9 protein-coding genes are annotated in these 11,956 nt (G+C 42.4%); 4 read left to right on the top strand and 5 right to left on the bottom strand.

Going from position 1 to position 11,956, the window contains the following annotated elements:
- Positions 1 to 55: 55 nt before the first annotated feature.
- The gene (locus GTA51_RS09965; protein WP_160960729.1) at positions 56 to 1,300 is read right to left on the bottom strand and encodes an EAL and HDOD domain-containing protein; all 1,245 of its coding nucleotides are present in this window, start codon (positions 1,298 to 1,300) and stop codon (positions 56 to 58) included.
- A 476-nt stretch (positions 1,301 to 1,776) separates the two neighbouring features.
- A complete protein-coding gene (locus GTA51_RS09960) occupies positions 1,777 to 2,253 on the bottom strand; it encodes a nitrogen regulation protein NR(II) (protein WP_211922521.1) in 477 nt (158 codons plus the stop codon).
- 378 nt (positions 2,254 to 2,631) lie between these two features.
- Here GTA51_RS09960 and GTA51_RS09955 point away from each other — a divergent pair, with 378 nt between their 5' ends.
- Together GTA51_RS09955 and GTA51_RS09950 are read left to right on the top strand one after the other, a co-directional pair.
- Positions 2,632 to 2,859, top strand: coding sequence for a hypothetical protein (locus GTA51_RS09955; protein ID WP_160960727.1), 228 nt, complete (start codon positions 2,632 to 2,634; stop codon positions 2,857 to 2,859).
- Positions 2,846 to 3,235: a DUF6573 family protein gene (locus tag GTA51_RS09950; RefSeq protein ID WP_160960725.1), complete on the top strand. Its 390-nt coding sequence runs from the start codon at positions 2,846 to 2,848 to the stop codon at positions 3,233 to 3,235. Before GTA51_RS09955 ends, GTA51_RS09950 begins: the two co-directional genes overlap by 14 nt.
- A 15-nt stretch (positions 3,236 to 3,250) precedes the next feature.
- On the opposite strand, the gene GTA51_RS20605 is transcribed toward GTA51_RS09950, so the two are convergent.
- A complete protein-coding gene (locus tag GTA51_RS20605) occupies positions 3,251 to 3,424 on the bottom strand; it encodes a hypothetical protein (RefSeq protein ID WP_170300331.1) in 174 nt (57 codons plus the stop codon).
- A 391-nt stretch (positions 3,425 to 3,815) separates the two neighbouring features.
- Positions 3,816 to 5,636 carry a sigma 54-interacting transcriptional regulator gene (locus GTA51_RS09945; protein ID WP_160960723.1) on the bottom strand — a complete coding sequence of 607 codons (1,821 nt, stop codon included), beginning with the start codon at positions 5,634 to 5,636 and terminating at the stop codon, positions 3,816 to 3,818.
- A gap of 411 nt (positions 5,637 to 6,047) precedes the next feature.
- On the opposite strand from GTA51_RS09945, the gene GTA51_RS09940 reads away from it, so the two are divergent.
- Positions 6,048 to 7,196 carry a hypothetical protein gene (locus tag GTA51_RS09940; RefSeq protein ID WP_160960721.1) on the top strand — a complete coding sequence of 383 codons (1,149 nt, stop codon included), beginning with the start codon at positions 6,048 to 6,050 and terminating at the stop codon, positions 7,194 to 7,196.
- Positions 7,197 to 7,249: 53 nt separating this feature from the next.
- Positions 7,250 to 8,140, top strand: a complete 891-nt coding sequence (locus GTA51_RS09935) for a hypothetical protein (RefSeq protein WP_160960719.1) — start codon at positions 7,250 to 7,252, stop codon at positions 8,138 to 8,140.
- Between the two features lie 1,316 nt (positions 8,141 to 9,456).
- Here the strand turns inward: GTA51_RS09935 and GTA51_RS09930 are convergent.
- Complete coding sequence (locus tag GTA51_RS09930) at positions 9,457 to 11,442, bottom strand: AAA family ATPase (RefSeq protein WP_246198078.1); 1,986 nt, start codon at positions 11,440 to 11,442, stop codon at positions 9,457 to 9,459.
- Positions 11,443 to 11,956: the final 514 nt, after the last annotated feature.

Here is an 11,956-nt window from a genome sequence, read left to right as displayed (position 1 = left end):
CTAATTCACGCCCTACGCCCCATACCTATGGCTTTGGGCTGGCCCCGGCATCCAATCAATTAGCAACAGACTTCATAATTGCTAAAGTTTTTGCAAAGGATTTATTATAGATCGCGTCTACCACATCAAGGTCCAACGATAAAGAAGTCACTAATGTTTTGATTTTATTTACATCCCATTTCTCATAGGCCCGAACAAGCTCGATAAATGGAGTTAACTTCGCATCGGTATCCAGCATAACATTTTTTATTTTATCATCCAAGGCCAATGGTTTCAATATGTCACTTAAAGATATTTCCATTATAGAATCAACTAGAGTAAGGATCCCAATTAAAAACATTGTCTCCGGCTGAAATTCATAACAACTAACAAGATTCGACAAGGCTTGAAAGAAAAAACCACGGTTAACAGCCATAAATGAAAGTTCATTAGCTTTCATCGAAGAGCTCATATCTGAGAGGATTACCGCTCGAAGCCATTGAACCAGCTGGCGTCGCCCCAAGACTGTAATTGCCCGTTCTACAGAATCAATACAACGCCCGGTGTTCTGCCCAGCCATATTAATATATTTCAGCAATCTAAAGCTAATGGAAGGATCAGATTTAACTATCTCTGACAAACGAACAACGTCTAAATCATCTTTCCCTAGTTCGTTTAATAGATTGATTTTTGAAACTTCTTGAGCAGAAACTTTCTTCCCTGGAACCACTTCGGGACGCGCAAAAAAATACCCTTGGAATAAAACAAACCCCATATCCATCAGCTTTTCATACGTAAATATGTCTTCAACTTTCTCTGCCAACAGAATCACACCATTACCTTCGAGGCTTTTCACAATTTCATTTGCTTGATCGAGGCTATCCAATGCAAGGATATCGATTTTAACAATTTTTACAAACGGCAAGAATGGTTTCAGCTCTTCCTGACCAATGTAGTCATCGAGTGCTAATGTGTAATTATTTGCCAACAGCACATGCAGCGAATCTAAAACATCTTTGCTTGGATAAACATTTTCAAGTATTTCTACGATACATTTATCTGATGGCAGGGCAAAAGCTGCTTCAGATGTCAATAAGCTACAAGGGAAATTAACTAATAATTTCTGACTGTTGAGCAAACTTTCACACACCAAAGAAAATCCATCAGAAATTACTTTGATCGTTGCCAAATTTTCATCATTAATCTGTGCGCCGACAGCAGAAGCCGATGAACGGTACAAAAGCTCATAACCCCAGATATTTCCTGAAGTGTCAAATATCGGTTGCCGTGCAACAAAAATATCTTCGCAACTACTTTCCATTCATAGACCTTTGATGTCCACAGAAATACACTCCAATGTGATGCTGGGATCTTAGTTTAAACACCCACCCCCAACGCACCTACGCCCCCTTTCCTGGAATTATTCCAATGGCCTCCCCCCTTTGTCTCCCCCCGGGCCAAAAGTCCCGTAATTCCCAGTATAACTCCAACGTCCGATTTCAATAGGGCTTTTTCCGGGCCAAGGAACTAGAGAGGATGGGCGAACAATTCACTTGGGTCAAGATGTCCAAAATTTCACGGTGCTGACCATAAATTTCTTCTGGCCGCATCATCATTGTCAATCAGTCCGAAAGAATGGCACAAAAAAACTCAGGATATGGTGGTTCACCCTTTTGCTCTCATTTATCCAAGTAAGTTGAAAATCTCTCATGCTCTTTTACTTGGTCATGACTATCCTTCACCAGAATGAACCACCAGGGAGATAAAACAACTTCTCTTTACCTATAACGACAAGACTCAGGCAAGAGAACCTTCAAAAACCATTTCCACAACGCCTCCCAACTCTCCTCCCTCATTGTAAAAAGGGACGTTTACGATGGTCAAAGTCCCATCAGGTCCATCCATGGTCAGATGATTGATTTTAATTTTTTTGGATGCAAAGTCCTGATAGATCATTTTCAGTTTTGTCATGGTAGCTACTTGGTGGCATGCGGCCATATTCTTACCAACTTCCAATCCGGCAATCTTCAACTCTTCAAAAAGAGTATAAGCCCTCTGATTGGCATACGTCACATTGAAATCAGGGTCGGAAACAATCAGTGCCGTGTTCAGATTCTCCCAAACCTTAGTCACATCACACATTTCAAATCCTCCATAGATAAATAACGTAATAGCGTCGCAACATGGCATCGACAGCCTTTCAACGATACCACAAGACACCAAGTTAATTAACAAAAAATCTTTTTCAGCCGAAGTTCGAAACTTTACTACCATATAAACTGGACGATGGTTCCTGTCAACTCAAGCTTGTGCCAAGGAAGAATGGAGAACGATGAACCGTTAGCAGTGAGGTATCCACACCTCCATTTACTTCTCCGGTCGAAGACGAGCTGACTCTTTCATCCCGGACCAACCACTGGGATTTCCTCTCGGACACCCCTCCCCTGCTCTCTACCGGCCCGTTCCTGGGCCTTTTCCTATGGCCGGGGCCTTGGGGTTCCCCCCGGGCCAAAATCCCAGGAAATCGCGTCCTACAACCAACGTCCGATTTCCATAGAGCTTTGTCCAGTCCAATTCCCAGCCTATCCCAAACTCCCGTGACCGCCCCACTGGTCCAGGCTATTCTTCTACTTAAAAAACAAAGGAGGCCATATGGGTCAAAAAGATCATGATCTTCTTCAAAGCAAGGACGAAATATTCAATGCTTTTCGTTCGATTGAACAGCTTTTCAAAATAATGGATACATCGTCGATCGAAATCTATGGGGAACTAACGCGCTCATACGCCGATGTTGGAATTACACTGTGTCAAAGTTTCCGTCAAAAACTCGATGCCATTTTAACTGCCGAATCTGGAGATACCAAAAATGACCACCGATAAAGACTGGAACGTCATCTACAGCTACACCCGGGCACAGGCTATCGAAGATGGTGTCCTAATTGACATCACCGCCGATGCCAAAGCAACCGGGTTCAAAGTCCACACTGTCGTCACCGATAACCTCTACCACCAATATATTGAAGTTCCTACCGGATTGGACAGGAGTTATGGGCAATCCAGTGCTGGCCGACTCCATGATCTGCTGACACTGGCGATGTTCGCCGCCCGGTCCAGCAAAGGGACAGATCGGGTGTACTTCAAAGTGTCGTTCCTGATGGGGCCAGATAAAAAAGAAACCGTTGATATCATCGCTCACATCGGCCCTGGTGACAATGCTGAGCCAGTGCTGACGATTATGCTGCCCGAGGATGACTGAATAAAGTTACTAAACTTACCATTTCGTCTTATCGAAGACCCCACGCTTGGAAAGTTCACGTTCTTTGTATCGGTCAAAACTGAAGAATCCAGGACCGGAGCGTTTCTTATGGCCTTTCTTTTTGCCAAGAAACAGCCCGAGAACGACGACTATGCCCATGACCAGGGTTGATCCGATGAACCATTCCATGCCGTCGATTTACCAGAAAGGGTCACTGGCTGTCATGTCAGAAAATATTACGCAATAACAGACTATTAGGCAATTGTTCTTCGATTTGCAACGCACTAATTCCATACGAAAATCCGAGGAAATAGCTGCGTTGCTCTTCGAGCAAAAGTGGCTGAAGAATTGTACAAAAGAGCTAAAAATTGACCATTGGTGGTAGACCTAAAAGTCAAAACCCGCTTTTTGGAGCACCGGACAATCCAAACAAGGGGTGAAGTGGGAAACCTGCGATAATGCTTCCAAAGTGACCCTGAAAATTCGCAGGATCCTGCGTGTTGGAATAAAAAATTTCGACATTTACGAGCTGAAAAACGGGCCCTCTTTTAATTTGGTATTTCTTCTGAAAAACTCACACTCATTTATCCTCCTTCATCTGTTTCGGCAACAACCCAAATTCTCTGAGTTTATTACGACATGTTGACTCGTTAAGCCCAGCATGCCTACAAACTTGCACAACAGTATCGTAATTCGAGCGTAAGTATTTATAATAGGAGCGCAACAGTTCATCTTCAGTACATTTATATAAGACTGATTCGCAAACCACGCGGTTTTCTACTGGTTGAACTTGTCCTGACGCAACACCGGGAGTATCATCATTCCGCAGCACTGATTTAACATACTCACCCCAATCTGTTTCGACTCGATACTTTTTTTTAAAAATCAATTTTCTTCCGGAAGCAAACTTAAGAGCTCCTGGAACCAAGCCGGCATCAACAAAAGCTGTTATTATAGATTTTTGAACTTTTCCAAAAGAATCAGAACCGGCGAGGTGAACCTCCGCCTGATCGAATACATTCAGATGAGAAGAACTATTTTTCAAAAAAAAATTGCATATACACGAGAAACACACACCAATTTCCTCAATTTTATTTACCCTAGAAACTACAGCTACATTCTTCAAATGGCCAAGGCGCTGCATGTTCTCTTCGAAACAAATTTTTATTTTTTGATAGAAACTTGCCTCATCGTTTATGTTGTTTTGCATTTTTTGAATCAAATCAAGCATAGGGTGATTGTCGTATTCTTTTTGGAACCCATCAGGATAATAATACAAAATGAATCCTTTATCCGTAGGTCCAAGGATTTGGGGTTTCCCAAGAAATTTACGATTCAACTCCCAGTCTAAAATTGGTTTTGTAAAAGATCTTTCAGAAAATGATTTTTTGCCAAAATAGTAGTGACTAGTTTGCTTTTTTTCTAATTCTGCATAAATTTTTTTGATTTTTTTTAATCCATCTGAGATAGAAAAAGAATAAGGGACTTGCAAACCATAACATGATATTATCGAATTAAAAGACTCGATATCAAAATCTGCAGCAAGCAAGTCGCTACAAAAACGGCTAAGATACATTTCAGCCAAAGATGTTTGCCTTGTGTCCACAGGAAAAAATAAAGGGATAGGTTTATTTTGAACATGCTCGCCGGTCAGGGGCTGTGATTCACGCATCAAATCTTCAGACATTATTATTGAAATGACCCGTTCGAGTTCACGAATATTCCCAGGCCAATTATGCGCCAACAAACTCAACGCATGCTGCGGTGTCAACCGATTAAATATAAGTGGATACTTTAATGCAATATAGTAGAGGACATCAAGCCTACGTTCATGCAATGCCGGGATAAATATTGGAAAGAATCTATACCAAAAATCAGCCCTAAATTTACCCTGCTTTTGATTCGTAGTTCCAATAATAAATACATTCGAGCGTTCTATTTTATTCGAACCAACCCTTCTAAACTCTCCTTCTTCAATGAATATAAGTATCTTTGCTTGTACAGATTCTGGAAGTTCACCTATTTCATCTAAAACCAACACACCTCCGCCAGCCTCCTCGACAATGCCTTTCTTCTTCTCAGTTGCACCTGTAAACGCACCTTTCTCATGTCCAAATATTTCGGATTCAGCTAAGTCTTTTGTAAATGATGCACAATTAATTCTGATAAAAGGGCTGGCATTTTTAACGGCTTGCAGAGAAGGAGCTGATTCAGCTCTGCATTCGAAAAGTTGCTTTGCACACTCAATAAATAGACCCTTACCGACACCAGAATCACCTATTATCATTAATGGTTTATTGTGAATGGCTGATTTTCCAGACAAATATTCTTTTGCAATAGATAGATAACGGAGAAAAACTTGGGTCATCCCAGGAAGCACTAACCATTCACGCCCAGCCATAAGTACTCCATCTATCCAACATGATAGAAATCATTGGTTTTTCTACAGGCCCGCAGACTAGTACGTGCATACCGCAAATCCTTTCAGTTTGGCAAAAAAATTCTGCCCCATAGACTCAATGCTGACCAACCCCTCAGCCGCACCTAAGTCTCTCCCACATGCGAATTTAGCATGACATGAAAACCACACGGCCGTCAAATACGACGGTCGTCCGTTTAGTATGACGGATATATTTAACACCTCGGAAGCTCATAAAAAAATACTTGTGTTATTTTAGCAAGTTAACCGACAACACTTCCTGGCACGATCCTTGATACTATAAGAGGCAGAACGGCGCTGCGAAAAACTTCACTGGGAAGTAGTTTCAAAGCGACACCCTCTCCCTTAACTGGGAAGATCAAGGAGTAAGAAATGTCAGCTGATCATGATCATAAATCTGAGTTGCCAATTGGTGGCACTGGCGGTGCTGGTGCTACACCGAAAACTGGCGATGCACGCGGACACGCAGTTCCCACCAAGTGTCAACCGAACGAGTCCCAATCCTATGAACAGTTTCGCGCCCAGTTAGATGATGAAGCTGTTACCATCATGCACAGCGCAACTGGTGGAATTGGACGTATTCCTGACACTCTGGAAGAAGTGAAGGCCAAAAAGATCACCCCCGTTGACTTCTTGGATGAAATTCGAACGGGTGAATTTAAGACCCTCTCCTTGGATGACAAATACAAGAAGATTGTCGAAACCAACATCGGTTTCCAGCCAGTCTTCGCCGCGGCACAAAGACAGTTAGGTATTGTTGCACTCACACTCGGCGAAATGGCAACCATCACCCAAATTCAAACATGTGCGGAAAAAGGCGGTCTCAAAGGTTGGACACGATATCGTATGGAACGCTTGGACCCGCACATTCATCCCAGCACGTTACGAGGTTATATGAGCGCGGCTTCTCTTGGTGATGCCGTGGAACATCTGGAATTAGGCATTGACCGCCTCGTACGGATCGCGTCAATTGTTAAGGATTGCCACCTGGAAAAGGATCCCAAGCCTATCGCGACGGTGATGAAACTTCTTGGGGACAACATTAACGTTAACAGCGACATGCCAATGTACGAGTTCAAAGCCAATTGCGACGCTGCCATTTACCGCCATCGGCTGAACCGTGAAGGACTTGAGATTCCGTTCCAAACCCTTCGGATGGTTTGCGGCAGCGGAATCAAGATCGAAACGGCGGACATCGACGAGATGAAACACCGCAAGGACGCCGGCATGGAGCCAGTCGAATACCTGCTGGAGTTGGTCAATGAACCTGAAAACCGCAATGACCTGTTAACCCATAAGAAGCCTGGGAGCAAAGAAGGCTCTTCAAAGGCCCGCGCCCAGCGCCCAAAAGATATCAATGTTGCTGTGCAGCTGTTGAAGGAGACGGTCATTGATATCATCAATCTCGACTCCTACGAAACCCCTGTCGAAACTGACCGTATTGATGCCTTAATTGCGCAACTCGAAATCCTCAAGAAGAAGGAAGAGTTAAAGCGCAAGCCCAAGCAAGTAGCTGCATAACACATAAAGGCTCCCCTGGTCACGTACTGGGGGAGCCACTCAAGGAGTATATTATGCGCGTGTTTATCTCATCGCCCAATATAAATGTCTTACAGGAACTACTCAAACGGTGCCCCGACATTTTGCTAAGTATTCTTTGGACGGCAGCTAGGATGCCCAGAAAGTACAAAGAATATCTCAAAGAATTTGAGTCAATCATCAGCAGTATTGTTCTAGACAACGGAGCATTCAGCGCAATGTTCTCGAATCTCGACGTTACTGTAAGTGAACTCATCACTCGATTCACTGTACATTGTTCGATGAACCCAACTGGTTATCTAATGGTGTTCAGCCCTGATTTCAACTTTGGACCACAAGGATTCGCAAACAACTACGAAGAATTGGTCAAGCTAGAGAATGCAAACGTAGTTGGCGTACCGGTTATCCATAACCTGAAAAACCATGAAGCTTGGTCCTACACGGAAGATTGTCCGGAATTTATAGCCATCGGCCAAAGTAAAGGGAGATTAATCCCGGAAAATTTATTCCCGCCGGTATTCTGGTTGCACCAAACAAGGAAAGTCAGGGTGCATTTGTTCGGTATTAGTGATTTCGAACTGATTTCCAACTGCCCAGCATTCTCCTGTGACTCTAAATCTTGGCTCAACGATGCCATAACAGGAGTCGTAAGATTTTGGAATCCTGAACGGAAAGAACGGAACAAAACAGATATCATTTACTTTCCTGAGGAACTGGACAAAAAGAATGGACATATGTACACGCGTTACAATTATCCATACATGGATGTGTTCGAAAAATTCTTGAACGACAGACTATCGCTAACGATGGATGAGTTTACCGGGTCCAAAAGGGTTCTATATAGGCAAGTAGCACAAGTAGTGTACTACAACACCTTGGAAAAGGTGGTTACAGAACTCCAGATCAAGGACGGTCTAATTTTCTAAAATATGGGAGAGAAGGATTCGCAGGAATCGGTGGACTCATTCTCCGACCAAAACATGAAGGGTCGCGAAAGCGGCCCTTTTTCTTTTATTATCAGCTAGAAACGACAAGAATGGGTATTTGGAGCAATTCCACAACTTAAAACTCGCAGGATCCTGCGACTGACCATGCTCAAAAATTGCCGATTTGACGAGATTCACCGACTTCTGGGCCGGCAGCCAGCGACAACAAGAATGAGAACTTGCCCTATGATAACGGAGCGTTTTAAGCAGGTTGGCACGAGCGCCCCGCTTTCTGCCCGGCGGCATTGTCATTCTCGGTCTGGGCATCGGCCAGGATCGTTCCCAGCTGGGTAAGTTCTGGTTTTCATGTGTCCCATAGGGTCCAGATAAGAATACCCATGAGCCAAAGTAGGGTTTGTCAATCTTGATGGGTAATAAACTTAGACAAAAAAGTTCAATTTGTGATGAAAAAGCCGGGATACCCCTGTCCTATGAAAACAAAAGAGAAAACAGCATGTCCTGATAATATCTTTAACATCAAAAACTTTTAAAACTGGCTTAACTATCCCACGAAAGAAGCCGCCGAAGTGGCTCTTAAAAACTATGCCAATAGCTCTCATTCTGAATAAAATAGCAATAAACCGGCGATTAGATCGGTTACAAAAAATGTAACCTACGAGAAAAATGACAATATCTGGTGAAAATATTATTTGCACTTGGATAAAAATAGCCGGAAGTCCATTACGTTCCTTCAAAAGCAAATCTTCTTCACCACAAACATCACCCTGAGCAGGAGAACTTTTTCATCGACAAATGGACAAAAACCCGTCCATAGACTACACTTTTTTAGCTATATTGGATCCATATAGGACAAGGTTCTTTATGATCATGGCGAAGAAATCCAAGTTACATCTTTTACCATCAGCTCCAGCGAAACTTAAGAAGCCAAAAATCCGATACTTTCTAAACTTTGTTTTGAACTTGGATGAAATTAGCAAAGTTTGTTTCAAAAGTTGCTGGAAGTTCCTTTTCGTTCCTTTAAAAGGAAAGTTTCATCGCCATCAACATTGCTAAACTATTGTGAGACAGGAGGGGGTGCGAAAGCAACCCCCCTCTAATATATAACAGAATTTTTGCAGTTGAACCTTAAAAATTTCAAAGGGTTACAGTTGCAAACCGCAAACTTGCAGTTGCAGCTGAAAAACAGCAGTAACAATCTAAAATCTTTCGATTTTTTGTTGCAAATTTGAAATTTGTCGAAAGTTGCAACCGTTGCAACCCAACAAAACTTGCAGGTGGAGTGTCAATATCTTAGGTCAAAGCTGATAGGATATTGATCCTTTCGCACCATGGATGGTTTTAACAGCTTTCTTGCCAACGGCATCCTTAATGTACTTGACAGCAGTCACGGCAGTAATACTTTTACCTGGATTCTCCGCTTTGTATACATTGACAACTTCATTTTTCAAAACAGTTTGGGTCTGAGCAACTCCGTTCAAGTTTTGCAAAGCTTTGATGACAAAGTAAGTAGTATCGTTCTTTAAGCTACCCGACTGAACGCTAACAGCAAACCTCAAGTTGCTCAATTCAAGTGAAAGATCATCGTTTAACATGAAATTTCTAGCTTTCTTATGAATGAACTTAAATTTCTTATCCTTTTCTTTGTATTCGAGTTCCCAGGTGTTAGGAGACCAATCACCTATAGCACTCGCACCGCGTCCTCCACCGACTCCTCTTTCTTGCTTAAATTTTCCGTGGTGGTGTATGATTAACGGCGAGACCTTAAGACTTTCACAAAAGTCAGAAAAATTGTCCAAGAGTCTACGCATCTCGTCATTTGAATTTTCATCCTTACTGTGAAAACTTATGAGCGGGTCTATCACCAGAATATCGAATTTTATCAAATCATGCTGTTTCTTGATTACATCTTGAAACCGTGGACTATCAAGATCGCCAGTAGCACGAATATCCTTTTTTCTACCGACGAAAAAAAGCTTCTCTCGAATAACATCGTCTGGGATAGCATAAGCGCCGCGTATAAGCTCGAGTCTTCGCTTCATTCCAACTAAAGAATTTTCAGATTGTACAAAAAGGACGCGATGTCCTCCATGTAGTACTTTGTATTTATTTAAGAACCCATTGGCTGGAGGGAAAACCAGATCCATTGCTATTTGCAAGGTCAGGACTGACTTACCAGCCCCACCATATCCAGTGATTAACAACGGCTCATCTTTAGGCCAGAAATTGTCTATAAGAAACTCAAAGTTTGTTTGCGCCGTTAACACATCAAACGCATTGACAATACCATACTCAGAATCAGAAGAAGAACCATTCGTCCCAGAAGAGAAACCAAGTTGCATATGAACCCCTATTGGATTCTGAGCTATAGTTTTCTTAGCTGCTTCAATTTCCCGTTCAAACCAATCAGATTTTTCCCTAGACTTTTCACCAATGGGATAGCTTTGGTAGATAGACCTGATTGTCCTTTCATCAACACCAGCGTTGAGCAGACCAAGCAGAACCGACCAGGATGGTTCTGATCTAGTGCCCCGAAGATATGGCGTCATGATCTTTTGCTTAATGTCTTCAGAAATAGGCAATCCTGCAATAAGACTATCAAGATCAACCGAATTAGCTTCTAACGTCTCTATTTCAAAAGCTTTATTTCGAGAGGCGGGAAGTAAATTTTTTTTGGAACGTCTATCTTGATCATCTTCTGTGAAAATATCTCGTGCCCCTGAAGAATATTCGAGCAACCAGTTTGGAGCATCTAAAATATCTTCATTAGTGGCAATAACATAAGGCTTTTGAGTCTCTGGGTGTAAAGACCCGGGACAGATTACTTGTCCTCCTGTTCCTCTTACGTCAAAGCATTTGGCCTTAGATCGGCAGGAGTATTTCTTACCATCATTAGGATATCTAAAATAATAGTGGTAACGATCACCTCTTCCTCCGGATTTAACGGCAAAAGTAGATGGGAGCATGGGATCAATACCATTGAACTTAAGGACTTTCCAAAATTCATCAATGTAATCAACATCTAAGACCAGCACGCCACTCGCTGGGCCACACGCTATTCCTGCCCTGTCAGCTTTAAAATCTTGATGGTTGAACGAGCGAATCGTTTCGCACCATTTTTCCCAACCGCTTTCAATTGGTCTTTTCAACTTGTTAGCCATTCGCTTCATTTCATCTGGATCACCAGAAGCTTCTATTGGAGAAGCAAATCCACCGCGCAAGGGGATTATTGAAAATTTCTGCGACAAGTATTCAAAGATTGACAGACGGTCATCATCTTTCAACTTATCTGATCTCTGAATCATCTGGTATATGTCGTCTTGAATGAAACTCATACGCAACCATTGTTTATGTGTAATTCCATGACTCGGTTCAGGAAAGCTCTGTGCCTCCCCGAAATGACAGGTAAAAATAGCACAGCGATTCGCCGCCCTCAAGCCCCAGAGCGGGAAACCATGCCAGCCCGGAAATGCTACTGCTGACCTACAGAAAGCAAGCTAATTTACTCAGTAATTTGCTACAGTTATTAATATCCAGCAAATTGTTTAGAATTTTACTTTGCGGTTTACAAACGCCATGGGTGCTTTGTATATTTTAAATCCTATCCTAGCAAAAGCTAGGAGATGTCTTCTCTTGAATAGACATCAAGTCGAAAAATAAACACGTCTTAACATTACTGTCCGGCTAAGAAAAGGCTTGACGCCTGAAAGCGACAACTGGTGCAAGCTCATGATGCCTTTCCACTTAGGCGATCAATTTTGAAAAAATGGCATAAATTGCCATGACATCAAGTTCAAA

It is taken from the genome of Solidesulfovibrio aerotolerans (assembly GCF_009856865.1).
GTDB lineage: Bacteria > Desulfobacterota > Desulfovibrionia > Desulfovibrionales > Desulfovibrionaceae > Solidesulfovibrio > Solidesulfovibrio aerotolerans.
This window is presented reverse-complemented; position numbering and strand designations above follow the sequence as displayed.

Coding starts and splice junctions, on each gene's coding strand:
- GTA51_RS09965 (WP_160960729.1), bottom strand. CDS start 1,300: ATGGAAAGTAGTTGCGAAGATATTTTTGTTGCACGGCAACCGATATTT.
- GTA51_RS09960 (WP_211922521.1), bottom strand. CDS start 2,253: ATGGTAGTAAAGTTTCGAACTTCGGCTGAAAAAGATTTTTTGTTAATT.
- GTA51_RS09955 (WP_160960727.1), top strand. CDS start 2,632: ATGGGTCAAAAAGATCATGATCTTCTTCAAAGCAAGGACGAAATATTC.
- GTA51_RS09950 (WP_160960725.1), top strand. CDS start 2,846: ATGACCACCGATAAAGACTGGAACGTCATCTACAGCTACACCCGGGCA.
- GTA51_RS20605 (WP_170300331.1), bottom strand. CDS start 3,424: ATGGAATGGTTCATCGGATCAACCCTGGTCATGGGCATAGTCGTCGTT.
- GTA51_RS09945 (WP_160960723.1), bottom strand. CDS start 5,636: ATGGCTGGGCGTGAATGGTTAGTGCTTCCTGGGATGACCCAAGTTTTT.
- GTA51_RS09940 (WP_160960721.1), top strand. CDS start 6,048: ATGTCAGCTGATCATGATCATAAATCTGAGTTGCCAATTGGTGGCACT.
- GTA51_RS09935 (WP_160960719.1), top strand. CDS start 7,250: ATGCGCGTGTTTATCTCATCGCCCAATATAAATGTCTTACAGGAACTA.